Here is a 24,170-nt window from a genome sequence, read left to right as displayed (position 1 = left end):
ACCGATGTCGAATGCTGCGTGGTAGCATTCCACGCCAATATGAAATGTGATATGGGCTGCGCGCCGGTGCAAGAAGACCCGGTCCCGCCCAATCAGGCCCATAGTTTGGGCGCCGCAGACGTGCAGACGGTAAAAATGTCCGATCAGGAACAGGCAGATATCCGCCTCGAATATTCCCGGCTGAAGCAGGAACACGCCGATTTCGACGCCGCCATCAATGCGATGATCGCCATGAATTGCGACCCGCTGCAGATCCAGCGCATGAAGAAAAAGAAGCTTTTCCTGAAGGACAGGCTGATGGCGCTGGAAGACAAGATCATTCCAGACATTATCGCTTGAACGGACGCCGGCGCCGGCCTGCTGGAAAAGCGGTTATGCCGCGATCGAAAGCCGTGCGGCGCGCTCGCGCAACAACGCTATCAGGTCGTCGGTCTTTTCGGTCGAGGTATCGATCGGAACCACCAGGCACATCGTCGCCTCGACCCTGCCCGGCGCTGAAAAGACCGGCGCGGCCAGGCATTTGGTGTAGGCATCGACAAGGCCGGAGGTGACGCAGTAGCCGGCCGACTTGGCGACGGCGATGTCGGCTATGAAATCGTCGAGACGCAACCTGCGGCCGTCGGGCAGTACGAGATCGTCTTCCGAGACCATATCCTCGATCGCTGCCCTGTCGAAGCCGGCGAGGAGCAGCCGCCCGGAAGCTGTCCAGGGGAGCGGTATTTGCAGACCCGTCGCCGAGCTGATCCGGAATGGCCTCGTTCCCGGGCTTGAATGGACGATGGTGTAGCGGCCGCTTTGCAGCATGCAGAGCTCCGAGGTCTCGCCGGTCTCGCGCGACAGATGGTCGACTTCCTGGCGCCCTCGCCTGAGCAGGTCGTTGCCCCGCACATAGTCCATTCCGTAGAGATAAAGCTTCTTTCCGAAATAAACCCGATTGCCGTCTCCGGCCATCTCCAGCAGACCTGCGTCGACCAGCGAGCGCACCAGCGTATAGGTCGTCGACCGCGGTGCATTCACCCCTCTGGCAAGATCGCCGACGCCGATCGCGCGCTGGGTCGTGTGGAGAAACTCCAAAATCTGGAGGACCCGGTTGAGACCCTTCTCCCGAGAGCCCGAGTGCTTGTCTTCGTCCAGACCGGCGTCCGGTCGAGCGGCCAAGGCATTGCCATCTTGCATTATCGATCCCTGATGTTAATCTGTCTTGTACAGAGTACAGGCGTCTCTTGTAAGGGACAATGACGTCAGTTGCAACCGATGCCTGTACTGCTGCTCCAAAGGGGAACACAACACGAAAGGAGGTCGCCGTGAACGACACATCCAAAAGGCGTGAATTTCTGAAACTGGGAATGGCCGGGCTTGCAACGGCCGGAGTGATGAGCGCCGCTACCGCGGTCGACGTTCAGAAAGCGGCGGCCCAGGCAGCGCCGGACAGCCTGCTGCGCACCGTCCTCGAGCGCGGCAAGGTGATCGTCGGCACCGGCAGCACCAATGCGCCCTGGCATTTCGAGAACGACGCCGGCGAACTGGTGGGCATGGACATCACCATGGGTCGCATTCTTGCCAAGGGGCTTTTCGACGATCCGACCAAAGTGGAATTCGTCATGCAGGATCCGGCTCAGCGCATTCCGAACGTGACCACCAACAAGGTCGACATCACCATCCAGTTCATGACCATGACCGCCCAGCGCTCGCAGCTGATCCACTTCTCCCGACCCTACTACGTCGAAGGCATCGCCTTGCTGACCCTTCCGAACGCCGAAAACAAGACCTTCGACAAGCTGCTTGCCGGCGGTTCGGCGACGCGGATTTCCATCCTGCAAAATGTCGATGCCGAGGCTAACGTGCATATCGTCCTGCCGGAGTCGCAGGTGATGCAGATAGACACGCAGGCCAACGTGCTGCAGGCCCTGGAATCGAAGCGCGTCGACGCCGCCGCGGTCGATCTGTCAACGGTGCGCTGGCTCGCCTCGCGCAATCCGGACAAATACTTCGATGCCGGCAAGAGCTGGTTCTCAATGCTTTATGGTGCCGCGCTTCGGCAGGGCGACCTCGACTGGCTGACCTTCGTCAACCAGACCTTCACCATCGCCATGTTCGGTCATGAAACGGCACTCTACGACGCTGCGTTCAAGGATTATTTCGGACAGGAGCCGCCGGCGCGCCATCCCGGTTTCCCAGTCATTTGATGCAAGCGGGCGGAAGGACAACGTCCTTCCGCCTTCTCTCATCACAGCCCTCCATGACGAGGACGCATGGGTTATACTCTCAACTTCAACCTTATCTGGCGGCATTTCGACAAGCTCTGGGGCGGACTGCTGCTAAGCCTCGAACTGGCCGTCATCTCGATTGCGATCGGCATCGTCATCGGGCTCGTTCTGGCGGTCTGGTACGTGTCGGCCGGACGTGCGGTGCGGACCATCATCGCGGGGTATGTCGAGTTCATCCGCAACGTGCCGCTGATCCTGCTCGTCTATCTGGTCTTCTACGGCTTGCCGACGGTGGTCGACATTGCCTACAGCGCGCAAACCTCATTCATTGCCACGCTGTCGCTCTACAGCGGCGCCTACCTGGTCGAGGTGTTTCGCTCGGGGCTCGAGGCGGTGCCGCGCGGTCAGCTCGACGCCGGCAAGGCAATCGGCCTGACGCCATGGCAAAGGCTGCTCGATGTGCGCCTGCCGACGATGCTGCGCATAACCCTGCCGGCGCTTTCCAACACATTCATATCGCTCTTCAAGGATACGTCCGTGGCGTCGGTCATCTCGGTACCCGAACTCACCTATGGCGCCCAGTGGATCAACTTCAACACGTTCCGCATTGTCGAAGTCTATCTGGTGGTGACGGCAATGTACCTGTTGACCGGCTACACGCTGCTTTTCGCGCTGCGGCTCGTCGAGCGCCGGTTCAAGGCGGCGCGCTGACATGCTGAGCCAGATCATCTACGCCTTGCCGTTCCTCGCCGAAGGCTTTGCCGTAACCTTGTGGGTGTCGCTGCTGGTCGTGGTGTTATCGCTCATCGCCGGCGTGCTGATGGGCGTCGGCCTTGTCTATGGTCCTTTTCCGCTGCGCTGGGCAGTGCGCATCTTCAGCGACACCATACGCGGCATTCCGATCCTGGTGCTGATCTTCTTCGTCTATTACGGCCTGCCCGCGGTGGGGCTGCATCTGGAATCCTTTTGGGCGGCCGTGTTCGCTCTCACCCTCTTCAAGACCGCACAAGTCGTCGAGTATCTCAGGGGCGCCGTCGGCTCGATTTCCAAGGGTCAGTCCGAGGCGGCAATGGCGATCGGACTGACCTTTCGCCAGCGGCTGGCCTACGTCATTTTTCCGCAGGCGTTCAGGCGCTTCCTGCCACCCTGGATCAATGGCGTCACCGACGCGGTGAAGGGCAGCGCGCTGGTCTCGCTGCTCGGCATCACCGACCTCATGCAGGCAATCAACCAGGTCATCGGCCGCACCTATGAGGCGATGCCACTCTACATTCTCGGTGCGCTCGTCTACTTCGCCGTCAACTACGCCCTCTCCTTGGCCAGCCGGCGCCTGGAGCGGCGTTTCTCCTTCATCCGGGAATAGCACGATGTCCAACGCCTCGCACCAGAATCCGGCACTTCTCGATGTCACCGAGGTTTCCAAAGCCTTTGGATCCGTCGAGGTCCTGCGCTCCGTCAGTCTCAAGGTGACACGCGGCGAGGTCGTGACTGTCATCGGTCCCTCCGGCAGCGGCAAGACCACGCTGCTGCGCTGCGTCAACTTCCTGGAGAGCTACGACAGCGGCTCGATCCGTATCGACGGCAAAGAAGTCGGCTATCGCGAGACGGGAACGCGCCAGCGACGCAGCGAGCGCGACCTGGCGGCGATGCGAGCCGAGACCGGAATGGTGTTCCAGAGCTTCAATCTGTTTCCGCATTTGACTGCGGCCGGCAACATCATGCTTGGCCTGCGCAAGGTGCGCGGCAAGAGCAATGCCGAGGCCCGCACCATTGCCGAGCACTGGCTCGGCCGCGTAGGCCTCGCCCACAAAGCCGACAGTCTGCCGGCCGAGCTTTCCGGCGGCCAGCAGCAGCGCGTCGGCATCGCCCGCGCCGTGGCGATGGAGCCGAAGATATTGCTTCTCGACGAGATAACCTCGGCGCTCGACCCCGAACTGGTTGGCGAGGTGCTCGAGGTCGTGCGCAGCCTCGCCGAAGACGGCATGACGATGCTGATGGTCACGCATGAAATGGCTTTTGCGCGCGACGCATCGAGCCGCATCGTTTTCATGGCGGATGGCGGCGTCAGTGCCGTCGGACCACCCGCCGAGATTCTGGCGGCGGGGTTCGACAATGAACGCCTTCGCAGTTTCCTGGCGCGGTTTCGCGCCTCGCATTTTTGACATCGGACGGCGAAAGCTGTCGCAAGGAGCTTTTATGACGCCTTACATCCGGCTCGCGGAATTGGGCCTGACACTGCCCGAGCCGCCGAAGCCCATCGCCAACTTCGTCACCTATGCCGAGAGCGGACGGCTGATCTTCCTCTCCGGCCAGGGGCCGTTGCGCGCCGATGGCGCGCTCTGCACCGGCAAGGTCGGAGAGGATGTCAGCGTTGAAGAGGCCTACGGGCATGCGCGTCTGACCGGCCTGAACCTGCTCGCCGTCATGCATGCGGCGGCCGGCGACCTCGGCCGCATCGTGCGCGTCGTCAAGCTGCTTGGCTTTGTCAATGCGACGCCGACATTCAGCGAGCACCCCAAGGTGGTGAACGGCTGTTCCGATCTTTTCGCGGCCGTCTTTGATACGCTTGGCGGACATGCCCGTTCCGCGATCGGTGTCGGCTCGCTGCCGGGCAACATCACAGTTGAAATCGAGGCGGTCGTCGAGATCGCCGCCTGAAATCTTAAACAGGATCTACAGAGATGACGACCTATGCCGCTGACCGTTCCAACACGACAATCCGCGAACGGCTTGGCCTTCGCCCAATCATCAATGTCTCCGGCACGATGACGGCACTCGGTGCTTCGATCATCGTGCCAGAAGCGATTGCCGCAATGTCGGAAATGGCCTCGCAATGGGTCGAGATGGACGATCTGCAGCGCGCCGCAAGTAGGGTGATTGCACGCCTCACCGGCGGCGAGGCCGGCTTCATCACCGCATGCTGCGCCAGCGGCATAACAATGGCGATTGCCGGCGCGATGACCGGGACCAGCCTTCTTGCGATCGAGCGGCTGCCGGACGACACAGAGGGCCTCAAATCGGAGGTCATCGTTCAGCTTGGTCACATCGTCAATTACGGCGCGCCGATCGACCAGTCGATCCGGCTTGCCGGAGCCAAGGCAGTGCCTGCCGGCACGGTCAGCGTCACCCAGGATTATCATGTTGCCGAGGCGATCCGGGACCGGACGGCGGCAGCCCTCTACGTCGTTGCGCACCACACCGTGCAATACGGCATGCTCTCGCTTGAGGAGTTCTGCGAGATTTGCCACGCCAAGGGCGTGCCGGTGATCGTCGACGCCGCCTCGGAATACGATTTGCGTGGCTTTCTGGCGCGCGGCGCCGACATTGTTGTCTACAGCGGGCACAAATTTCTCTCAGGGCCGACAAGCGGCATCGTTGCCGGCCGCAAGGATCTGGTACGGGCCGCCTATCTCCAGAACCGGGGCGTTGCGCGCGCCATGAAGGTCGGCAAGGAGAGCATTGCCGGCACTATGGCGGCCCTGGAAGCCTGGGAGCGGCGCGACCATGCCGGCATTCGCCAGCGGGAAGAAGCCGCACTGCATCTGTGGCAAACCGCATTGCAGGGCCTGCCTGGCATCGAGGCACGTATCATTCCAGATCCGACCGGAAATCCTCTCGACCGCCTGCAGGTGTTCGTTGCGCCGGAAAGCCGCTTCACCGCCGCCGGCCTCGCCTCGGCGCTTGCGGCGGGTTCACCGCCCGTGATCGTGCGCAACCACGAGGTCGAGCGCGGTCACTTCTTCCTTGATCCGTGCAATCTCCATCCCGGCGAGGCGGAGATCGTTGCCGAACGCCTGCGGGCGGTGTTGAGTGCTGCCGATCGGCCCGCGGATGCGATGAAACCCGCTCGCAAGCAGTCCGCCGGAGCGCTGCGCTGGCCGGACTAGACATCGCCAGAGCGTGGTCGAGCCAGTGCCTTCCAGCACCGGCTTCGCATCGGGCCAGTGCGCCATCACGGCAGTGTGAATGAACTTTTAGTCTTCGGGCGGAATAAACCACCCCGCCCATTGGTCTCCCAAACAGACGCCATTTCCGGCGTGCAGGAGACCGGTATGATCCACCACCACGACAATGAAGCTGACGGCATCAGCCGCCGTCATGCACTGGAATGCATGATCTGGGCCGGCACGGGAGTGCTGTGGACAATTTCGGCCGGCGTGCCGGTCTCGCTCAGCCTGCTGGGTGCGTCGCAAGCCGCCGAGGCCTTGGCCACCGGCTTCACTTTCCTCCAGATCTCCGACAGCCACATCGGCTTCGACAAGGCTGCCAACCCGCACGCCATCGACACGCTGAAGGAGGCCATCGGCAAGATCCAGGCGTTGCCGCAAAAGCCCGCTTTCATGATCCACACCGGCGACATCACCCATTTGTCGAAAGCCGCGCAGTTCGACAACGCTGCCCAGATCATCGGCGGCGCAGGCTTCGACGTGCATTATGTGCCCGGTGAGCACGACCTGATCGATGACGGCAATGGCCAGGCCTATCTCGACCGCTACGGCAAGGGCACCAAGGGCGCTGGCTGGTATTCGTTCGACCAGAACGGCGTCCATTTCATCGGGCTGGTCAACGTCGTCAACCTGAAGGCTGGCGGGCTGGGCAATCTCGGCGCCGACCAGTTGGCATGGTTGGCCGATGATCTGAAGGCGGTCACCGCCTCGACGCCAATCGTCGTCTTTGCCCATATCCCGCTATGGGCTGTTTATCCCGAATGGGGCTGGGGCACCGACGACGCGGCGCAGGCCTTGGCCCTGCTCAAGCGCTTCGGCTCTGTCACCGTACTCACCGGCCATATCCACCAGATCATGCAGAAGGTCGAAGGCAACGTTACCTTTCATACCGCGCGCTCGACCGCTTTCCCGCAACCGGCGCCGGGCACCGCAGCCTCACCCGGGCCGATGACGGTACCTGCCGGCCAGTTGCGCAGCCTGCTCGGCACAAGCAGCGTGACAGTCAAGCAAGGCGGGCAGGACCTCGCCATCATCGACAGCACGCTGGCCTGAGGGGAAATGCGATGATCCGCTTCCCATCCCGCGTCTTGGTCGTATCCCCTGTCACGTTCGGTTTGGCGGCGATCCTGATAATGGTTGCCATGCCACTGAACGCAGCAGGCCAGCCAATGGTCAAGATCGAGAACTTTGCCTTCACGCCGGCGGTGCTGACGGTAAAGCAGGGCACTACCGTGACCTTCGAGAATGACGACGACATCCCGCATCTGGTGGTCGCCAACGATGCCTCGTTTCGCTCCAAGGCGCTTGACACCGGTGACACATACGCCTTCACCTTCACCAAAGTGGGCGACTATGCCTATTTCTGCGGGCTTCACCCGCACATGCAGGGCAGGATCACCGTCGCTCCATGAGGATTTTCGGAAGGTTCTGCCCGGGATGCCGGGCGATGCGACGGTGTTGAACCAAGAGGCCGCGACCGAGCGCTTTCGCGAGGTGGTTCTGCCCCATCTCGCGGATGCGCTTGCGCTTGCCCGCTGGCTGACCGGCAACGCCGCCGACGCGGAGGATGTGGTGCAGGAGGCCTGTTTGAAGGCGCATGCGGGCATCGCCGGCTATGCCGGCGGCAATGCGCGCGCCTGGCTGCTGGCGATCGTGCGCAACGCCTCTTACTCCTGGCTGGCGCGCAACCGGCCGCGCAGTATCGTCGCCGTCGGCGACCTGAGCGACCTCGATGACATGACGGCTGCATATGGCGCCGGCCTGCCGGATACGGATAGTCCTGAGGCAAGCCTGATCGCCAAGGCCGACACGGCCGCACTCGAGGCGGCGATCGCCGCGCTGCCGCACCAATTTCGCGAGACTGTGGTGCTGCGCGACATCAACGGCCTCAGCTATCGCGAGATCGCGACGCTGCTTGGCGTGCCGCTAGGCACGGTGATGTCGCGGCTGGCGAGAGCGCGCGGTCTGCTGATATCCCAACTTGGGAGGGCGCCATGAGCGCGCACAACGATGGACTGCCCGATGACCCGGCGGGCGTGGAACTGATGATCCATGCCTTGGTCGATGGCGAGCTCGACGCAGCGGCAGCATTGGCGGTCGAGCGGCGCATTGCCGCCGATCCGGCGCTCGCGGCCGAGCATGCTCGCATCGTGGCGCTGCAGTCCGCTGTCGGCAGGCTGGCGCTGCCACAGGTCAGCGACGCCCTCAATGCGCGCATCGCGGCGATCGGCGCGACTGGCGAGGCACAGGCTCGGCCGGCGCCGACGCGGCCGCCGCAAACCGTGCCAACCCACATGCGGCCAACCCAAACGCGGCCGGGCCGCTTCGGCGCGTTCGACTGGCGCGCAATGGCGGCATCGATCCTCGTCACCGCCGTGCTGGCCAGCGGCGTGACGCAATGGGTGATGCTCAGCGGGGCGCCCGACAGCTTTGCCGCCGCGGTCGCCAGCGGCCATCGCCGCAGCCTGCTGGCAGCCAGCCCCGTGGACGTCGTCTCGTCGGACCGGCACACGGTCAAACCCTGGCTGGATGGCAGGGTCGGCCTGTCGCCGCCGGCACCTGACCTTGCCAGTGACGGCTTCGCGTTGCTCGGCGGCCGGGTCGAGGTGATCGCCGACCAGCCAGTGCCGGCACTGGTCTACAGGCACCGCGAGCACCTGATCACTCTCGTCGCGGCGCCCGAGGAAACCGGCTCGACAGCCGGACCGGTCGATCTTTCTGCTGGTGGCTTCTCGCTGGTCCACTGGAGCGACAGCGCTTTTTCCTACTGGGCGATTTCCGATGTCGAACGGCCTGAACTTGACGACTTCGTCAACCGCTTCCGAGCAGCGGCCACCCGATGACAGACCGCTCCTGTGCATGTGCGCAGCGACGGAGACGACACAAGCGGCTTTGCCGTTTCCGGCCATCCTTGCGGCTCCCCTCGATTTCAGCTAATGCGCGCTTTTGCCGCCGGAGAGCAGAAGCTTGGACGATCACCGCGCCGACGTCGCCATCATCATGGGCAGCCAGTCCGACTGGGCGACGATGCGCCACGCCGCCGAAACGCTGGAGGCGCTTGGAATTCCGCACAAGCGGCTGATCGTCTCGGCCCACCGCACGCCCGACCGGCTCTATGACTTCGCCAAGGGCGCCAAGGCGGCCGGCTACAAGGTGATCATCGCCGGTGCCGGCGGTGCGGCGCATCTGCCCGGCATGACGGCGGCGATGACGCCGCTGCCGGTGTTCGGCGTGCCGGTGGAATCAAAGACGCTGTCGGGCCAGGACTCGCTGCTATCAATCGTGCAGATGCCGGCCGGCATTCCGGTCGGCACTTTGGCCATCGGCAAGGCCGGCGCTGCCAATGCTGCCCTTCTGGCCGCCGCGGTGTTGGCGCTGAGCGACGAAAAGCTCGCCGCCCGGCTGGATAGCTGGCGCGCCGCGCAGACCGCCAAGGTGGCCGCCGAGCCCACGGACGCGCCGTGAGCCTGCCGGCGGGATCGAGCATCGGCATCATCGGCGGCGGCCAGCTTGGCCGCATGCTGGCGATGGCCGCGGCCCGCCTCGGCTACCGCATCGTCGTGCTGGAACCGCAGCCGGATTGCCCGGCGGCACAGGTTGCCAACTGGCAGATCGTCGCCGCCTATGACGACGCGGCCGCGCTTAGCGAGCTGGCTGCGGCCAGTGCCGTCGTTACTTATGAATTCGAGAACGTACCGGTCGCGGCCGCCGCGGCACTTGCCTCTACGGTGCCGGTCTATCCGCCGGCACGCGCACTGGAAGTGGCGCAGGACCGGCTGGCGGAAAAGAAATTCCTCAACGGCATCGGCATACCGACCGCGGATTTCAGCCCCGTCGACAATGACGAGGAACTGACGGCTGCGCTGAAACAGTTCAACGGCAGCGGTATATTGAAGACGCGCCGCATGGGCTATGACGGCAAGGGCCAGCGTGTCTTCCGCAACATGGAAACAGGCGGCTTTGCCGGCACTTGCGAGGCGATGGGCAACGTGCCGTTGATCCTGGAATCCTTCGTCACCTTCGAGCGCGAGATTTCGGTGATCGCCGCGCGCGGCAGCGACGGCTCGCTCGCCGCCTACGATCCAGCGTGGAATGTCCATCGCAACGGTATTCTTCACAGCTCGACGCTGCCGGGCGGAGTAAAATCCGAGACGGCGGCTGCGGCTCAAACGGCGGCGGCAGAGATCCTTGCAGCGCTCGACTATGTCGGCGTCATCGGCGTCGAATTCTTTGTCCTTGCCGACGGTTCGCTGTTGGCCAACGAGATAGCGCCGCGCGTCCACAATTCCGGCCACTGGACGGAGGCCGCCTGCACCATCTCGCAATTCGAGCAGCACATCCGCGCCGTCGCGGGCCTGCCGCTGGGAAATCCCGCCCGGCAGTTCGACTGCGTCATGGAAAACCTGATCGGCGACGATGTCAGGCGCGTTCCTGAGCTGCTCGCCGAGCCCGATCTGATGCTGCACCTCTATGGCAAGGCCGAGGCGCGGCCCGGCCGCAAGATGGGCCATTTTACGCGCGTGAGCCGCCGCAGCTAGAGCATGATCCCGAACCGAAGGTCCGCGCTAGCGAAAAGTGGAATCCGGATTTCGGAAAAGATCATGCTCAAACACAACGTTAGAACCTACGCTTACTGGATTTCGCCGCTCTCGTCCTCGTCGGGGCTGGCGCAGCTAACATCGCCTTCCGCGCAGGTCGAATCGGCGGTGAGCTGCTTGGTGCGATCGTCGGTCAGCCGCGTCAGGCATTCCGATATCAGCATCGGATAGATCGAGCCGCCTTCGCTGTCCGCGGCCGAATAGCTGCATTCCGCGTCGCGAAAAGCGATCCAGGCGCGCTGCGCCGTCTGCAACAGCTTCCTGGCTTTTGCGTCACTTCCGCCGATGATATCCTGGTAGGCCTTGTTGAGCTTGGCGTCGGCGGATTTGTAGTCCGCGTCGGCGCAGATGTTCATCATCTGCTGGCTGTCGTCGTTGCGATCGCATTCCTGCGCATAGGCAACAGAACCTGCCGCGAGGACGACAAGACAGGCGGACACAAGAATTCGGCGCATGACGATCTCCAATTCGCAACCGCATCATTCCAGCCGTCTCAAGCCTGCGCAACGCCAGTGACGGATATTTGATGATACGAAACGGTCCGTATCGTTTAGGCAACGCGCTTGCGGTTGACACGGGCAACGCTCCTCGTCTATGAGCCACGCACAGTTCAAAGGCGCGTCTGTGGGCGCGCCTTAATAATTCGGCCCGTGACCGGGCCCAGACCGACGGGCAAGACCATGAAAATCAAGAATTCGCTCAAGGCGTTGAAGGCGCGTCACCGCGACAACCAGCTGGTTCGTCGCAAGGGCCGCGTCTACATCATCAACAAGACCGCGCCGCGCTACAAGGCGCGCCAGGGTTGAGTTTTCGACGGAGGCTGCGCGCCTCCGTTCGCATGATACGACTCTCACGCTAAATTCAGTTTGACGATCCGGCGTCGGGGGCTAGATTCCCGCGATGCGGATTCTTTTTGCATTTTTCACGGCTTTCCTCGTTTCCGGCGCTGTCTCGCTGCCGGCGTGGGCTGAAGATCCGACCACAACTCCGCCGACAGCACCTCCGGTCGTCAAGACGAAACAGGCGCGGCTCGATCAGCTGTTTGCCGATCTCAAGCGCGAACGCAATGAAAAGGCGGCCGAGCGCATCGCCGGACGCATCGGCAGCGAGTGGTCCCAGTCGGGCAGCGCCTCTATCGACCTGATGATGCAATGGTCGCAGAAGGCGATCGAAACCCAGAAATTCGATGTTGCACTCGATTTCCTCGATCAGGTGGTGACTTTGCAGCCGACCTATGCGGAAGGCTGGAACCGGCGCGCCACTGTTCATTTCATGATGAAGAACTACGGGAAGTCGATGGCGGACATCGACCGCACCCTGCAGCTCGAACCACGCCATTTCGGCGCGCTTTCGGGCCTGGCTCAGATCATGGCCGAAACCGGCCACAAGCAGTCGGCACTTGAGGCCTGGCAGCGCGTGCTCGGCATCTACCCAATGATGCGCAGCGCCCAGGACCAGGTCGCCGCACTTTCCGAGGAGCTTGCCGGCGAAGGCATTTGAGACCAGTAAGGGAGTAGGGGGAATAGGGTAGTATGTGAGAGGTGCAGATTGCACTGTGGAACACATGCGCCCTACTCCCCTACTCCCCTACTCCCCTACTCCCCTACTCCCCTACTCCCCTATAGGCCCGATCTATGCCGTTTGCTTCCGTGACGAGTTTCTCCACAAGGGCGGCGGCCGGCATCTCCCGCAGCTTCGCAACGCCCTGCCCGGCCCAAATAGGCAAAAAGTCAGCCCGCTTGCTTTCATCCTTTGCCATCGAAAGCGGCATGACCAGACTCGCCTGTAGCGGAAACGCCAACACTGCATCTTCCTCACCAGCCATTTCCATCACAAACCGGTTGCGCACCACGCGCGCTGGGCGGCCAGTGAAGCAGCGAGTCACCGACGTGCTCTCGTCGTTGGCCGAGCGCAATGCTACGCGATAGACTGGCTGCACATTGGCTTCAGGACAGGCCAGGAAAGCCGTGCCGATCTGCACACCAGATGCACCAAGTGCAAAGCTGGCAGCAATGCCGCGACCGTCGAAGATACCGCCAGCGGCAATTACAGGCACCCGCACGGCATCAACAATCTGCGGTACGAGTGCCACAGTGCCTGCTGTGCCGATAGCAGGGTCGCCAGTGAATGTGCCGCGATGCCCACCCGCCTCGTATCCCTGGGCGATAATGGCGTCCACCCCTCCTGCCTCAAGCTGGCGCGCTTCCGAGACGGTGGTGGCCGAACACAAGACAGTACAGCCGGCCGCCTTCAACTGCTGCACAATTGCGGTGTCGGGTAGACCGAAGTGGAAGCTGACCACCTTGGGGCGCAGCTCGAGCACAATTTCGAGGCGCTCACGATCGAAGGTGGGGAAGGGCTCGCCCGGCTCGGGCACCGGTCCGAGACCGACCTCCTCATAGCAGCCGCGAAGGCGGTCTCGCATACTTTGGGCTGCCGCATCATCGTGTATCGGCGCCGGGTGCGCAAAGAAGTTGACGTTGATCGGACGATTGGTGGCGTGCTGTGTCGCCGTGAGCTGCTCGCGGATAGCCGCCGCAGGCAGAATGCCGCATCCGAGCGAGCCAAGCGCCCCGGCATTGCTGACTGCCGCCGCCAGTTCCGGCGTGGTGATGCCGCTCATCGGCGCCTGGATTATCGGGTGCTCAATGCCGAGGAGTTCCAGAAGATCAGTGCGCATCCACATTGGATCACCCTCCTCTTTCTCCCAGGAGAGATTACCTTAACTGACTTCCAGCTCAAGATCGGATAGGGCCTTCGAACCGCTTCACGGCCGGCCACAGGCTGATGCAAGCTGGCGGAGTTCGGCGTTGATCGCAGCCCAACTGCCGTCAATGCACCGGGCTGCCGCCGCGTTCACGACGCGCCATGCAGCCGGCCTATCCGGCAGCCGCGGCCGACATTAGCGGCCGACTTCCGATCCGACATAGGCGATGCGCAGCATGTTGGTCGAGCCCGGCGTCCTCAGCGGCACGCCGGCCGTGATGATGACGCGGTCGCCCGGCTTGCCGAAACCTTCATCGAACGCGATGCGGCAGGCGCGGTCGACCATGTCGTCGAGGTCGCTGGCGTCGGGGGAAACGACACAATGCGTGCCCCACAACAGCGACAGCCGCCGCGCCGTGTTGAGGATCGGCGACAGCGCCACGATCGGCACTTGCGGCCGCTCGCGCGCGGCGCGCAAGCCGGTCGTGCCGGACGCGGTATAGGTGATGATCGCCGACAGCTTCAACGTCTCGGCTATTTCGCGGGCGGCGAGCGAGATCGCGTCGGCTCCGGTCGCTTCCGGTTCCGAGCGTTGCGCGTTGATAATGCCGGCATAGGTCGGGTCGGTTTCGACCTTGGTGGCGATCCGGTTCATCATCGCCACCGCCTCGACCGGATAGGCGCCGGCGGCGGACTCCGCCGAAAGCATGATCGCGTCGGCGCCTTCAAACACGGCGATCGACACGTCCGACACCTCGGCCCGCGTCGGCACCGGCGCGGTGATCATCGATTCCAGCATCTGCGTGGCGACCACCACCGGCTTGCCGGCACGGCGCGCGGCGCGGGTGATCTGCTTCTGAATGCCAGGCACGGCTTCGAGAGGCATCTCGACGCCGAGATCGCCGCGGGCGACCATCAGCGCATCCGAAAGCTCGATGATCTCGGCCAGCCGGGCGACGGCCTGCGGCTTTTCGATCTTGGCCATGATCAGCGCCCGGCCGCGTGCGATCTTGCGCGCTTCGGCCAGGTCCTCGGGCCGCTGCACGAAGGACAGCGCCACCCAGTCGACGCCGGTCGCCAGAACCGCGTCGAGATCCCGGCGGTCCTTTTCCGTCAGCGCGCCGACCGGCAGGTCGGTGTCGGGCAGGCTGACGCCCTTCTTGTCGGAAATGGTGGTGCCGGCGACGACGGTGCAGACGATCGCCTTGCCGTTGCTGCTGACCGCCTTGAGCTCGAGCTTGCCGTCGTCGATCAGCAGGCGATGACCAGCCTCGACCGAACGCAGGATTTCGGGATGCGGCAGGTAGACCCTCGTCGAATTGCCGGGCTCGGGATTGTCGTCGAGCGTGAAGGTCTGACCGACGGTCAGCACCTCTTTGCCGTTGGCGAACTTGCCGACGCGCAGCTTTGGCCCTTGCAGGTCGGCGAGAACGCCGATCGGCCGGCCGACCGCCTCCTCGACGGCACGAATGCGGCCGACAAGCGTACGCATCAATTCATGGTCGGTGTGGCTCATATTGATGCGGAACACGTCGGCGCCGGCTTCGAACAGCTTCTTCAGCATCTCCTCGGACGAGGAGGCCGGACCGATGGTGGCGAGGATCTTGACCTTGCGGCTGCGTCTCATTGACTGTTTGTTCCCGGGGCGGCTGGAGCGCCATCCGTTGCGGGCTCGTCAGTCAGCTGGACCATCCAGCTTGCCTGCTCGCCCGTGTCATATTCCTGGAATCCGGCGCGCTGAAAGCCTCGGGCGACGCAATCGGTAACGCCGGCGATCTTGAACTCTTTTTCGGCCACGCACATGTTGATCGGGCCATCCCAGCGTCCGCCGCGCTCGGCGTCTTCTGCATAAAGATAGTAAAACCTTGATGACAACGGTCCCTCGATCAGCGTCTTGCAGCTCGAGCCTTCGATGTGCCACCAGCCTTCGGTGATCCAGCCGGCCTTGGCGCGATAGCCGATGCCGACGCCGACCAGGTTCTGCGTGGCGTTGCAGACCCGGAAATCGGCCCGTGCCGGCGAGGCCGAAATCACCGCGAAAAGAGCCGTGGCCGGTACCAGGAGCGGCATGGCCAAGGCGTGGCGCACACGCAGCCTGCCGGCGAAACCCATCCTGAAACCCCTCAAGAACCACATTTGCATCTCTCAACGCCCCTTTTCGGAAAAGTCCGTACGCATGTCAACGCGCCGATCTGTCCAATTCCAATCGATTTAGAAGGCTCTGGCGCGCTTGCCGTCGCCCCTGCTCAGTTTTTTGGCAGAAACCGTGGCCAAACAACGGCATTGCGCAAGCGTTCTCTTCGTGGAATGACGATACCACCCTCCCCGAAAGCCAGCGAACAGACCTTTCCCGCCAATGACCCGATCCACAGTTTTCGCGCCTTTCGATATCGTCGAAGGCGATCGCAAGCGCGGCATGGTGCTTCTGGCCGATCACGCCCGCCGCGAACTGCCGGAGGAGTATGGCAGTCTCGGCCTGCCGGCGGCGGAGTTCGACCGCCACATCGCCTACGACATCGGCGTCGAGACTGTAACCCGCGAACTCGGAAGTCTGCTCGGCGTTCCGGCGGTGCTTGCCAATTTTTCGCGACTGCTGATCGACCCCAATCGCGGCGAAGACGATCCAACGCTGATTCGCCAGCTCTATGACGGCACCGTCATCCCGGGAAATTACCCCATCGCGCCGGAGGAGCGCGAAAGGCGGCTGGACCGCTTTTACCGCCCCTATCATGATGCCGTCGGCGCCATGATCGCCTCTGTGGCGCGAGCATCCGCGCAGGCACCCTTCATCTTTTCGGTGCATTCCTTCACACCGACCATGCAGGGATTCGTGCGGCCGTGGCACGCCGGCATATTGTGGGACCTGGACGACCGCGTTGCGCGGCCGCTGATCGACATGCTCGCCGAGGACAAGAGCCTCATCGTCGGCGACAACGAACCCTATGACGGCGCACTGCGCGGCGATACCATGTTCAGGCACGCCATCGTCAACGGCTTTGCCCATGCGCTGCTCGAGGTCCGCCAGGACCTGATCGCCGACCGCAAGGGTGCCCTCGCCTGGGCCGAACGGCTGGCGCCGATCGTTGACGCGATAGATCGACGTGCCGATATACATGCGGTGAAAATATTCGGCTCTCGCACCGGGCCGGTATGATGAGGCCCAAGGGAGGCCAACATGACATGACCGAACTCAGCGACGAACAAAAGCGCGATTTCGAAGCCGCTGCCTTCCGCCGGCTGGTCGCGCATCTGCGCGAGCGTTCCGACGTACAGAACATCGACCTGATGAACCTCGCCGGCTTCTGCCGCAACTGCCTGTCCAACTGGTACCGCGATGCGGCGCAAGCCGAAGGTGTCGAACTCAGCAAGGAACAGTCGCGCGAGATCATCTACGGCATGCCCTATGCCGAGTGGCAGGCACGGAACCAGATCGAGGCCTCCGACGCCAAGAAGGCCGAGTTCGAGGCAAGACGCCCTAGGGATCACTGGGGAGGACGCCGTGCCTAAGATTGACGTTGCCGACGTGCCCGGACGCAAGGGCTCATCCTATCCACCGCCGTTCGATGCACCCTGTGCCGAACGCGTGCGCCAGCGGCTAGGCAACGCAGGCGGGCTCACCGACTTCGGCATCAATCTCATGCGCCTGCCGCCGGGCAACTGGTCGAGCCAGCGCCACTGGCATTCGCACGAAGACGAATTCGTCTACGTGCTTGAAGGCGAGCTGACGCTCGTCGAAGATGCCGGCGAGACGGTGCTGCGCGCCGGTGATTGCGCGGCCTTTCCGAAAGGATCAGGCAACGGCCATCACATGATCAATAAATCGGGCGGGATGGCGATCTATCTCGAAGTCGGTTCGCGCTGGCCCGACGACGTCGCCACCTGCTCCGACATCGACATGATGAGCACCAACGCTGACGGCCGGTTTGTGCACAAGGATGGCGCGCCTTATCCCGAGCCGTAGGGATTTCGGAGTGGACCGCCGAGATGGTTGGCCGATGCGAGAGGACGTAGCGTCTGGTCCAAGCACTTTCGGCGAAGAGCGCTTGACTGTGAATTGAATCGATCTAATTTGCCGCGCAACGCCATTTCCGGACCGGATTCTACCCGATGGACGCGCAGAAAATCACGCAGATCGCGATTCGTGGACGCTGGGCAGTGGCCGGCATCTTCCTCGCCAACGGCTTCTTGACCGGCAGTTGGGCGCCGCAGATCCCGGTGTTCCTGACGCGACTCGACATTTCGAAGTTCACGCTCGGCTTGCTGATTCTGTTGTTCGGTGCCGGCGCCGTCACTGCCATGACCTGGTGCGGCCATCTGATCTCGAAGCATGGCTCGCGCACGGTGCTGCGCTGGTTCGGACTTGCCGGCAGCTTCGGCCTTTTGGTTGTGGCTCTGGCCCCCAACGTGCCCCTTGCAGCCATCGCCATGTTCATCTTCGGCGGTTCGATCGGCGGCATGGACGTCGCCATGAATGCCAATGCAGTGGCAGTCGAACGGCGGCTGTCCCGTGCCATCATGTCGTCCTCGCACGGCTTCTGGAGCCTTGGCGGTTTCGCTGGCGGCGCTTTGGGCGGTTTCGCCATCCAGAACTACGGTCACCTCGCCCATGCGACAGTGGTGACGGCTCTTGCCTTTGCCGTAATCGCCGTAGCGATCCGCTACCTGATCGCCGAGGACAAGCACCCGGTCGCCGAGCACCACAAATTCGCGCTGCCGGCAAACCCGCTGGTCTATCTGGTCGGGCTGATGGCGCTGCTGACGATGATCTCCGAAGGTGCGGTACTCGACTGGGCGGCGCTGTATCTCAGGCAGGAGCTCGGCGCCGATCTTGCCGTCGCAGGCCTGGCCTATGCCGCCTTTTCCGGAGTCATGGCCATCATGCGCTTTCTCGGCGATGGCGTCCGCAACCGTTTCGGTGCCGTTACGACGTTGCGCGCCTCGGCCCTTGCCGCTGCTGCCGGCATGCTGGTGGCCGGGCTGGCTCCCTCGCCTTGGCTGGCCATTGCCGCCTTCGCCTTTTGCGGCCTCGGCATTGCCAACATGGTGCCGATCATCTTTTCGGCCGGCGGCAACCAGGAGGGCATGGCGTCCGGCACCGGCATGAGCGTCGTCACCACAATGGGTTACTCAGGCATTCTGGTGGCGCCGTCGGCGATCGGCTTCATCGCCGAACACTCGAGCTTCGGCCCGATCTTCGTCGCTCTGTCCGGGCTGCTGGTCGTCGTGCTGGTGATGGCCGGCCTCGCTCACCGCGCCGAATTCGCTGCCGAGCCTGCACCGGCTGAATAGCGCTTGAACTCTTCGTAGAGGAAATCCGCGACGCGGCGGATGCGGACGCTGGTACGCACGTCGCGGTGCATGGCCAGCCACACCGGCAGCGTCGGCAGCGGGAGACCCGGCAGCACTGTCTCGACCAGCGGATCACGGTCGGCGAGCGGCTCCTGGCCAAAGCCGATGCCGTTTCCCGCCCGCACTGCTTCCCACAGCACGATCTGATTATCGGTCCTGAAGCGGAAGGCATTGCGGGCGAGCGGGACGCCGAACTGGGCGAAGCCGCGAATGATCTCATCGCCGCGGTCGAAGCCGACCAGATCGTGGCCGGCCAGATCGCGGGCCTCGCGCGGACGGCCACGCCGGTCGAGGTAGGATTTTGCCGCGCAGGCGCGGAGCGGAATGTCGGTCACCTTGCGCGCGACCAATTCATTCTGCGCCGGCTTGACCATGCGAATGGCGATATCGGCGTCGCGACGCAGCAGATTCTCGACCTGGTTCGAGGCGACGATCTCGACCTCGATGCCCGGCTCCTCGGTCCCAAGCCTCGCTGTGATTTCCGGCAGCACATAGGCCGCCACCACTTCGCTGGCGGCAATGCGCACCGTACCCTCGATCGCCTCGACCGATCCCAGCGCCAGCAGCGAAAAGGCGCTCGCCTGCTCGCTCACCGCGCGACCCCGTTCAAAGAGCGTGCTGCCTGCTTCCGTGAGCGCATAGCCACGCCGCCCGCGCCGGAACAGGGTGACGCCGAGCGCCTGTTCCAGCTCGGCGATGTGGCGGCCGAGCGTCGGCTGGCTTGCGGCAAGTTTTCGTGCGGCCGCCGACAGGCTGCCGGTCTCCGCCACCGTGACGAAACTCTTGATCAGGTTCCAGTCAATATCCATTCAAAATTGAATATCACATTGCCAATCGTAGTCAATTTCCATTCGTTTGCGGAGAGACAATATTGGGGTCGTAACGCAACACGGAGACGAACCATGACCACGATCGCAATTCTCGGCGCCAATGGCCGCCTCGGCCGCACGGTGGCCAAGGCCTTCATCGATGCCGGCTACGATGTCCGTGCCATCACCCGCAGCGGCAAGGTGCCGGCCGAGCTCAAAGGCGCCACGGCGATCGCCGGCGACGCGCTCGACCGTGCTGCGCTGATCCGCGCGACCGAAGGCGTCAATATCATTTTCAACGGCCTCAACCCGCTCTACACCGACTGGAGCAAATGCCTGCCGATGGCCGAGAATGTGATGGCTGCCTGCCGGGCGAACGGCGCGCTGCATCTCTTCCCGGGCACCGTCTACAATTACGGCTCGCAGATGCCGGCGGTGATCGCCGAAGACACGCCGTTTCGCCCGACGACGGAAAAGGGCCGTATCCGCGTCGCCATGGAAGATCTGTTTCGCCGCGAGGCCGACGCGGGTCTGGTGCGCACGATCCTGTTGCGCGCTGGTGATTTCTTCGGCGGCACCGGCAGCGGATCGTGGTTCGATCTGGTTGTTGCCGCCAAGATGACCAAGGGCGTCTATACCGCCCCAGGGCCGGTCGATCTCGTGCATGAATGGGCCTATCTGCCCGACCTGGCCAAGGCCTTCGTCGGGCTGGCTGACAATCTCGACAAGCTCGGCTTCTACGAGGCGCTGAACTTTCCTGGCCATGCGGTGACCGATCTGGACATCAAGGCGGCCGCGGAGAAGGCGCTCGGACGCACGCTGAAACTGACGTCGATGCCGTGGTGGGTGCTGCGTGCCGGCGGCCCGTTCGTGGCGATGTGGCGCGAGATCGTTTCGATGTCCTATCTCCGCTTCGAGCCGCACCGGCTGGTTTCAGGCAGGCTGGAAAGCGTCATCGGTACGATCCCGCACACGCCGCTGGAAAATGCGGTGTCGGAAGCGCTCGAGGATATCGGCATCGCCACGATCAAGACGACGCAAAAAGCTGCCTAACAACAAACCAAAAAAAGGCGGATGGCCTCACGGTCATCCGCCGCTGGTCGGGGAGGAAGGTTGCGCTCAGATCCGGCCCATCAACAGCAGCACCAGGACAACGATCAGGATGACGCCGACGATGCCGGATGGTCCGTAACCCCAGGACCGGGAATGCGGCCACGCCGGAACCGCGCCGATCAGAATAAGAATAAGGATAATGATGAGAATGGTGCTGATCGTCATCAGAAAATCCTCGCTTTGAGGTTGCAATGACGGAACAATGCAGAAGGCCGCCCATTGTTCCCGGGCGGCCTTGCTTGATCAGGACGGCGAGCCGGACTCTATTCGGCGGCCTTCGGGAAGGCGATCGCCGGTTCGGCGCCCAGATCGGCGTCCAGGCCTTTCGACGGGATTTCGGCCTTGCGACGCCCGAACAGGCGGCTGAACCAGCCCCGACGCGCACCGGGTTTGACCTTGGCGCGAGTGAACACCATCAGCATCGACGGCGTCACCACCAGCGTCAGCACGGTGGCGAAGGACAAGCCGAAGACGATCGCCGAGGACAGCGAAATCCACCATTGCGTCGACGGCGCGTTGATCGTCGTCTCGTGATGGAAGATTTCGAGGCCGAGGCCGAAAGCAATCGGCAGCACGCCGAGGATCGCCGACACCGCCGTCAGCACCACCGGACGGGCACGTTCGCGGCAGGTCTGCAGAACGGCTTCGTATTTGTCCCAGCCCTCTTCGCGCAACCGGTCATAGGTGTCGATCAGCACGATGTTGTTGTTCACCACCACTCCGGCCAGCGCGATGACACCGATGCCCGACATGACGATGCCGAATGCCTCTCCCGTCAGCAGCAGCCCGAGGAACACGCCGATCGTCGCCATGACCACGCAGGACAGCACCAGCCAGACGCTGGTGAACTTGTTGAACTGCGCCAGAAGCACGATGAAGATCAGGAAGATCGCCGCACCGAAGGCTTTGCTGAGGAAGGCACCAGCCTCTGCGCTGTCCTCATTCGAACCGGCAAGCTTCCAGCGAATGCCGCTGCTGAGGTTCATGTCGGCGACAGCTTTGGTGACCTCCTGCTGGACGGCAGCCACCTGGGCGCCGGCAGCGACGTTGGCCTGGACGACGACCGTTCGCGCACCGTCGATGCGGTTGAGGATACCGACCGTCGGCTCCGGCTTGCGCACGACGAAGTTCGAGATCGGCACCGAGCCTTGCGCGGTCTGCACCCTGAGTTCGTCGAGCGTCGACAGCGTGCGCCGATCTTCGGGCAGGCGCAGTCTGATGTCGACCGCATCGTCGGCGCCGGCGGGCCGGTACTCGCTGAGCTTCAGCCCGTTGGTCACCAATTGCACGACCGTCCCGACCGCGGTCGGGCTGATGCCGTACTGCGCCGCCTTGGCGCGATCGACCTCGAGCGCCCAGTCGACGCCGGGCGGCGCCAGACCGTCGGAAATATCGATGACGCCGGGCACCTTGGCAATGCGCGCGGCGACGGCGCGGGCCTTGTCGTCAAGGCCCTTCGGATCGACGGCCGAAAGCCTGATCTGGATCGGCTTGCCGGTAGGCGGGCCGGCTTCCGGCACGCGAACCTCGACGTCGACACCGGGAATGCCGGCCATAACGCCGCGCAGTTCGTCCAGGATTGAGTTCGCCGATTTACGCTCGCGCCAGTCGACGAATTCGTACTGGATCACGCCAACCACGTCTTCCGGAACATCCTGGCCGCCGCCCTGCGTCTTGCCGACACGGGTATAGACAGACTTCACGCCCGGCCAACCGAGCAGCCGATTTTCCGCGGTCTTGGTGGCCGCGTCCATTTCGGCAAGCGAAAGATTGCCGCGGGCGTGGACATAGAGCAGGCCGTAGTCAGGCTCGACATTCGGGAAGAATTCGACGCCGGCGCCGAATTTCGAATAGGCGTAGCCGACGCCGAACAACAGCGCCACAGTGAGGACAAGCACGGTGATGGGATAATGCACCGCCTGCTTGACCACGGCCATGTACCAGCCGTCGCGATTGTCGTCGGGGTGATGGGCCGGCGCCTTGGCAAATATCGCGCCCAGCGTCGGCGCGAAGACCAGCGCATAGAGCATCGAGGCCGAGAGCGTCACGATCAGCGTGATCGGCATGTATTTCATGAAGTCGCCGATGATGCCCGGCCAGAACAACAGCGGCGAGAAGGCGGCAATGCGCGTCATCGTCGCCGCGATGACCGGGCCGGCCATGCGCTTGGCGGCAAGCGCGAACGCTTGCTCCTTCGGCATGCCCTCGCTCATGCGGCGCTCGGCGAATTCGGTGACGATGATGGCGTCGTCGACCAGCATGCCGACCGCCAGGATGAGGCTGAACAGCACGATCATGTTGATCGTGTAGCCCATCATTGCCAGCAACAGGATGCCGATCAGGAAGGATGATGGGATGGCCAATCCGATCAGCAGCGAGGCACGGCCAGACAGCGCGTAGAGAATGACGATGAACACCAGGATCACGGCGATCATCACGTGGTTCTGCAGGTCGCCGAGCAACTGGTTCACGAAGACCGACTTGTCTTGCGTGTAGGTGACGTGCATGCCCTCCGGCATCGTCTTGATGAAGGCGTCGGACACCTCCCTGACCTTGCCAATCGTATCGATCAGGTTGGAGCCGATGCGCTTCTTCACCTCGATGGCGATCGCCGGCTTGCCGTCGAGGCGGGTGACCGTCTCGGCGTCCTTGAATGTGGAGCGGATGGTGGCAATGTCCTTGGCCTGCACCACCGCATTGGGGCCGGCGACGACCGGAAGCGCCGCCACATCCTCTGGTGTCTCGATAAGCGAGGGCACCTTGACCGCGTATTTGCCCTCGGATCCTTCGATGTTGCCGGCGGCGACAAGACTGTTGGAAGCGCCGACCGCACCGATCAACTGGTCGAGCTGCAGCCCGTAGGAAGACAGCTTCATCGGATCGATGACCACTTCGACGAGGTCGTCGCGCGCACCCTGCAGCGAGCCCTCGAGCACGCCAGGCACTTCCTCGATGCGGTCGCGCAGCTCGCGCGCCGCCGCCGTCAGCACACGCTCGGGCACCTCGCCCGACAGCGTCACGACCAGGACGGGGAACTCGGAGATGTTGACCTCGGAGACCACGGGCTCCTCAGCCGCTTGCGGCAGGTCGGCCTTGCCGTCCTGCACCTTGCTGCGCGTGTCCTGCAGCGCCGTGGCGAGATCCGTCTGTGGCTGGAATTCGACCAGCACATAACCGCCGCCCTGGAAGGCGGCCGAGCGCATCTCCTTGAGGCCTTTCAGGCTCTTCAGCTTGGCTTCCATCGGCCGCAGCAGGAGGCGCTCGGAGTCTTCCGGCGAGATGCCCTGGTAGATCAGACTGACATACATCATCGGAATCGGAACGTCGGGTTCCGCTTCCTTCGGCGTCGACTGGTAAGCGACCGCACCAGCAAGGATGAGAAAGACCAGGACCGAAATGGTCAGCCGGGCATTGCTGATTGCAAGTTTGACGATGTCCATG

The 24,170-nt window shown here is 63.3% G+C and carries 28 protein-coding genes; 20 read left to right on the top strand and 8 right to left on the bottom strand.

Translation table 11 applies throughout. The features are described from left to right. Positions 1 to 135 precede the first annotated feature (135 nt). On the top strand, positions 136 to 339 hold the full coding sequence (locus NKJ15_RS09285) for a YdcH family protein (RefSeq protein ID WP_023678480.1): 204 nt from the start codon (positions 136 to 138) through the stop codon (positions 337 to 339). A gap of 33 nt (positions 340 to 372) precedes the next feature. Here NKJ15_RS09285 and NKJ15_RS09280 read toward each other — a convergent pair whose 3' ends face one another. Continuing rightward, a complete protein-coding gene (locus tag NKJ15_RS09280; protein WP_352814946.1) occupies positions 373 to 1,176 on the bottom strand; it encodes an IclR family transcriptional regulator in 804 nt (267 codons plus the stop codon). A 128-nt stretch (positions 1,177 to 1,304) separates the two neighbouring features. Between NKJ15_RS09280 and NKJ15_RS09275 the strand changes: the two genes are divergently transcribed. From NKJ15_RS09275 to NKJ15_RS09220, 12 genes are all read left to right on the top strand, one after another. Further along, positions 1,305 to 2,186 (top strand): transporter substrate-binding protein, encoded by an 882-nt coding sequence (locus NKJ15_RS09275; RefSeq protein WP_031212143.1) that lies wholly within the window; start codon positions 1,305 to 1,307, stop codon positions 2,184 to 2,186. 66 nt (positions 2,187 to 2,252) lie between these two features. Next, entirely contained in the window at positions 2,253 to 2,918 is a 666-nt protein-coding gene (locus NKJ15_RS09270) for an amino acid ABC transporter permease (RefSeq protein WP_023678477.1), read from the top strand. Between the two features lies 1 nt (position 2,919). Next, positions 2,920 to 3,570, top strand: a complete 651-nt coding sequence (locus NKJ15_RS09265) for an amino acid ABC transporter permease (RefSeq protein WP_352814944.1) — start codon at positions 2,920 to 2,922, stop codon at positions 3,568 to 3,570. A 4-nt stretch (positions 3,571 to 3,574) separates the two neighbouring features. Further along, positions 3,575 to 4,369, top strand: a complete 795-nt coding sequence (locus NKJ15_RS09260; RefSeq protein WP_352613466.1) for an amino acid ABC transporter ATP-binding protein — start codon at positions 3,575 to 3,577, stop codon at positions 4,367 to 4,369. A gap of 34 nt (positions 4,370 to 4,403) precedes the next feature. Next, positions 4,404 to 4,865 carry a RidA family protein gene (locus NKJ15_RS09255; protein WP_023678474.1) on the top strand — a complete coding sequence of 154 codons (462 nt, stop codon included), beginning with the start codon at positions 4,404 to 4,406 and terminating at the stop codon, positions 4,863 to 4,865. A 23-nt stretch (positions 4,866 to 4,888) separates the two neighbouring features. Continuing rightward, positions 4,889 to 6,094: an aminotransferase class V-fold PLP-dependent enzyme gene (locus NKJ15_RS09250; protein ID WP_352814943.1), complete on the top strand. Its 1,206-nt coding sequence runs from the start codon at positions 4,889 to 4,891 to the stop codon at positions 6,092 to 6,094. A gap of 168 nt (positions 6,095 to 6,262) precedes the next feature. After that, positions 6,263 to 7,207 carry a metallophosphoesterase family protein gene (locus tag NKJ15_RS09245; protein ID WP_352815012.1) on the top strand — a complete coding sequence of 315 codons (945 nt, stop codon included), beginning with the start codon at positions 6,263 to 6,265 and terminating at the stop codon, positions 7,205 to 7,207. 11 nt (positions 7,208 to 7,218) lie between these two features. Beyond that, complete coding sequence (locus tag NKJ15_RS09240; protein WP_352540268.1) at positions 7,219 to 7,566, top strand: cupredoxin domain-containing protein; 348 nt, start codon at positions 7,219 to 7,221, stop codon at positions 7,564 to 7,566. Positions 7,567 to 7,591: 25 nt separating this feature from the next. Beyond that, complete coding sequence (locus NKJ15_RS09235; protein ID WP_352817726.1) at positions 7,592 to 8,152, top strand: sigma-70 family RNA polymerase sigma factor; 561 nt, start codon at positions 7,592 to 7,594, stop codon at positions 8,150 to 8,152. Then, a complete protein-coding gene (locus NKJ15_RS09230; RefSeq protein WP_352767654.1) occupies positions 8,149 to 8,997 on the top strand; it encodes an anti-sigma factor family protein in 849 nt (282 codons plus the stop codon). The genes NKJ15_RS09235 and NKJ15_RS09230 overlap by 4 nt, the downstream gene beginning before the upstream one ends. Before the next feature lie 124 nt (positions 8,998 to 9,121). Continuing rightward, positions 9,122 to 9,619: a 5-(carboxyamino)imidazole ribonucleotide mutase gene (gene purE, locus NKJ15_RS09225; protein WP_023678468.1), complete on the top strand. Its 498-nt coding sequence runs from the start codon at positions 9,122 to 9,124 to the stop codon at positions 9,617 to 9,619. Next, the gene (locus tag NKJ15_RS09220) at positions 9,616 to 10,692 is read left to right on the top strand and encodes a 5-(carboxyamino)imidazole ribonucleotide synthase (protein ID WP_352814942.1); all 1,077 of its coding nucleotides are present in this window, start codon (positions 9,616 to 9,618) and stop codon (positions 10,690 to 10,692) included. Before purE ends, NKJ15_RS09220 begins: the two co-directional genes overlap by 4 nt. A 92-nt stretch (positions 10,693 to 10,784) precedes the next feature. Here the strand turns inward: NKJ15_RS09220 and NKJ15_RS09215 are convergent, their stop codons facing one another. Further along, the gene (locus NKJ15_RS09215; protein ID WP_352471167.1) at positions 10,785 to 11,207 is read right to left on the bottom strand and encodes a lysozyme inhibitor LprI family protein; all 423 of its coding nucleotides are present in this window, start codon (positions 11,205 to 11,207) and stop codon (positions 10,785 to 10,787) included. 225 nt (positions 11,208 to 11,432) lie between these two features. Here NKJ15_RS09215 and ykgO point away from each other — a divergent pair, with 225 nt between their 5' ends. Together ykgO and NKJ15_RS09205 are read left to right on the top strand one after the other, a co-directional pair. After that, positions 11,433 to 11,558 carry a type B 50S ribosomal protein L36 gene (gene ykgO, locus NKJ15_RS09210; protein WP_006327841.1) on the top strand — a complete coding sequence of 42 codons (126 nt, stop codon included), beginning with the start codon at positions 11,433 to 11,435 and terminating at the stop codon, positions 11,556 to 11,558. A gap of 94 nt (positions 11,559 to 11,652) precedes the next feature. Further along, positions 11,653 to 12,252: a tetratricopeptide repeat protein gene (locus NKJ15_RS09205; protein ID WP_352471168.1), complete on the top strand. Its 600-nt coding sequence runs from the start codon at positions 11,653 to 11,655 to the stop codon at positions 12,250 to 12,252. 103 nt (positions 12,253 to 12,355) lie between these two features. On the opposite strand, the gene NKJ15_RS09200 is transcribed toward NKJ15_RS09205, so the two are convergent. The 3 genes from NKJ15_RS09200 to NKJ15_RS09190 form a co-directional block, all read right to left on the bottom strand. Then, positions 12,356 to 13,438: an NAD(P)H-dependent flavin oxidoreductase gene (locus NKJ15_RS09200; protein ID WP_352814940.1), complete on the bottom strand. Its 1,083-nt coding sequence runs from the start codon at positions 13,436 to 13,438 to the stop codon at positions 12,356 to 12,358. 216 nt (positions 13,439 to 13,654) lie between these two features. After that, positions 13,655 to 15,085, bottom strand: a complete 1,431-nt coding sequence (gene pyk / locus NKJ15_RS09195) for a pyruvate kinase (protein WP_352454861.1) — start codon at positions 15,083 to 15,085, stop codon at positions 13,655 to 13,657. Beyond that, on the bottom strand, positions 15,082 to 15,528 hold the full coding sequence (locus tag NKJ15_RS09190; protein ID WP_352815010.1) for a DUF1036 domain-containing protein: 447 nt from the start codon (positions 15,526 to 15,528) through the stop codon (positions 15,082 to 15,084). The genes pyk and NKJ15_RS09190 overlap by 4 nt, the downstream gene beginning before the upstream one ends. A gap of 286 nt (positions 15,529 to 15,814) precedes the next feature. Between NKJ15_RS09190 and NKJ15_RS09185 the strand changes: the two genes are divergently transcribed. From NKJ15_RS09185 to NKJ15_RS09170, 4 genes are all read left to right on the top strand, one after another. Continuing rightward, complete coding sequence (locus NKJ15_RS09185; RefSeq protein ID WP_352814938.1) at positions 15,815 to 16,612, top strand: N-formylglutamate amidohydrolase; 798 nt, start codon at positions 15,815 to 15,817, stop codon at positions 16,610 to 16,612. Positions 16,613 to 16,638: 26 nt separating this feature from the next. After that, complete coding sequence (locus NKJ15_RS09180; RefSeq protein WP_352814936.1) at positions 16,639 to 16,965, top strand: DUF1244 domain-containing protein; 327 nt, start codon at positions 16,639 to 16,641, stop codon at positions 16,963 to 16,965. After that, positions 16,958 to 17,419, top strand: a complete 462-nt coding sequence (locus NKJ15_RS09175) for a cupin domain-containing protein (protein ID WP_352768285.1) — start codon at positions 16,958 to 16,960, stop codon at positions 17,417 to 17,419. Before NKJ15_RS09180 ends, NKJ15_RS09175 begins: the two co-directional genes overlap by 8 nt. Before the next feature lie 146 nt (positions 17,420 to 17,565). Next, positions 17,566 to 18,747, top strand: coding sequence for an MFS transporter (locus tag NKJ15_RS09170; RefSeq protein WP_352814934.1), 1,182 nt, complete (start codon positions 17,566 to 17,568; stop codon positions 18,745 to 18,747). Here NKJ15_RS09170 and NKJ15_RS09165 read toward each other — a convergent pair. Next, the gene (locus NKJ15_RS09165) at positions 18,705 to 19,616 is read right to left on the bottom strand and encodes a LysR family transcriptional regulator (RefSeq protein WP_352452500.1); all 912 of its coding nucleotides are present in this window, start codon (positions 19,614 to 19,616) and stop codon (positions 18,705 to 18,707) included. The genes NKJ15_RS09170 and NKJ15_RS09165 overlap by 43 nt on opposite strands. 93 nt (positions 19,617 to 19,709) lie before the next feature. On the opposite strand from NKJ15_RS09165, the gene NKJ15_RS09160 reads away from it, so the two are divergent. Then, positions 19,710 to 20,669, top strand: coding sequence for an SDR family oxidoreductase (locus NKJ15_RS09160; RefSeq protein WP_352814931.1), 960 nt, complete (start codon positions 19,710 to 19,712; stop codon positions 20,667 to 20,669). A 66-nt stretch (positions 20,670 to 20,735) separates the two neighbouring features. Here NKJ15_RS09160 and NKJ15_RS09155 read toward each other — a convergent pair whose 3' ends face one another. Both NKJ15_RS09155 and NKJ15_RS09150 read right to left on the bottom strand, forming a co-directional pair. Then, entirely contained in the window at positions 20,736 to 20,894 is a 159-nt protein-coding gene (locus NKJ15_RS09155; RefSeq protein WP_023678456.1) for a DUF3309 family protein, read from the bottom strand. Positions 20,895 to 20,992: 98 nt separating this feature from the next. Further along, on the bottom strand, positions 20,993 to 24,169 hold the full coding sequence (locus NKJ15_RS09150) for an efflux RND transporter permease subunit (RefSeq protein ID WP_352613442.1): 3,177 nt from the start codon (positions 24,167 to 24,169) through the stop codon (positions 20,993 to 20,995). Position 24,170: the final 1 nt, after the last annotated feature.

This window comes from Mesorhizobium sp. M0207 (assembly GCF_040321995.1).
Taxonomy (GTDB): domain Bacteria; phylum Pseudomonadota; class Alphaproteobacteria; order Rhizobiales; family Rhizobiaceae; genus Mesorhizobium.
This window is presented reverse-complemented; position numbering and strand designations above follow the sequence as displayed.

Coding starts and splice junctions, on each gene's coding strand:
- NKJ15_RS09285 (WP_023678480.1), top strand. CDS start 136: ATGTCCGATCAGGAACAGGCAGATATCCGCCTCGAATATTCCCGGCTG.
- NKJ15_RS09280 (WP_352814946.1), bottom strand. CDS start 1,176: ATGCAAGATGGCAATGCCTTGGCCGCTCGACCGGACGCCGGTCTGGAC.
- NKJ15_RS09270 (WP_023678477.1), top strand. CDS start 2,253: ATGGGTTATACTCTCAACTTCAACCTTATCTGGCGGCATTTCGACAAG.
- NKJ15_RS09265 (WP_352814944.1), top strand. CDS start 2,920: ATGCTGAGCCAGATCATCTACGCCTTGCCGTTCCTCGCCGAAGGCTTT.
- NKJ15_RS09260 (WP_352613466.1), top strand. CDS start 3,575: ATGTCCAACGCCTCGCACCAGAATCCGGCACTTCTCGATGTCACCGAG.
- NKJ15_RS09255 (WP_023678474.1), top strand. CDS start 4,404: ATGACGCCTTACATCCGGCTCGCGGAATTGGGCCTGACACTGCCCGAG.
- NKJ15_RS09250 (WP_352814943.1), top strand. CDS start 4,889: ATGACGACCTATGCCGCTGACCGTTCCAACACGACAATCCGCGAACGG.
- NKJ15_RS09240 (WP_352540268.1), top strand. CDS start 7,219: ATGATCCGCTTCCCATCCCGCGTCTTGGTCGTATCCCCTGTCACGTTC.
- NKJ15_RS09235 (WP_352817726.1), top strand. CDS start 7,592: ATGCCGGGCGATGCGACGGTGTTGAACCAAGAGGCCGCGACCGAGCGC.
- NKJ15_RS09230 (WP_352767654.1), top strand. CDS start 8,149: ATGAGCGCGCACAACGATGGACTGCCCGATGACCCGGCGGGCGTGGAA.
- NKJ15_RS09215 (WP_352471167.1), bottom strand. CDS start 11,207: ATGCGCCGAATTCTTGTGTCCGCCTGTCTTGTCGTCCTCGCGGCAGGT.
- ykgO (WP_006327841.1), top strand. CDS start 11,433: ATGAAAATCAAGAATTCGCTCAAGGCGTTGAAGGCGCGTCACCGCGAC.
- NKJ15_RS09205 (WP_352471168.1), top strand. CDS start 11,653: ATGCGGATTCTTTTTGCATTTTTCACGGCTTTCCTCGTTTCCGGCGCT.
- NKJ15_RS09200 (WP_352814940.1), bottom strand. CDS start 13,438: ATGTGGATGCGCACTGATCTTCTGGAACTCCTCGGCATTGAGCACCCG.
- pyk (WP_352454861.1), bottom strand. CDS start 15,085: ATGAGACGCAGCCGCAAGGTCAAGATCCTCGCCACCATCGGTCCGGCC.
- NKJ15_RS09190 (WP_352815010.1), bottom strand. CDS start 15,528: ATGCCGCTCCTGGTACCGGCCACGGCTCTTTTCGCGGTGATTTCGGCC.
- NKJ15_RS09185 (WP_352814938.1), top strand. CDS start 15,815: ATGACCCGATCCACAGTTTTCGCGCCTTTCGATATCGTCGAAGGCGAT.
- NKJ15_RS09180 (WP_352814936.1), top strand. CDS start 16,639: ATGACCGAACTCAGCGACGAACAAAAGCGCGATTTCGAAGCCGCTGCC.
- NKJ15_RS09170 (WP_352814934.1), top strand. CDS start 17,566: ATGGACGCGCAGAAAATCACGCAGATCGCGATTCGTGGACGCTGGGCA.
- NKJ15_RS09165 (WP_352452500.1), bottom strand. CDS start 19,616: ATGGATATTGACTGGAACCTGATCAAGAGTTTCGTCACGGTGGCGGAG.
- NKJ15_RS09160 (WP_352814931.1), top strand. CDS start 19,710: ATGACCACGATCGCAATTCTCGGCGCCAATGGCCGCCTCGGCCGCACG.
- NKJ15_RS09155 (WP_023678456.1), bottom strand. CDS start 20,894: ATGACGATCAGCACCATTCTCATCATTATCCTTATTCTTATTCTGATC.
- NKJ15_RS09150 (WP_352613442.1), bottom strand. CDS start 24,169: ATGGACATCGTCAAACTTGCAATCAGCAATGCCCGGCTGACCATTTCG.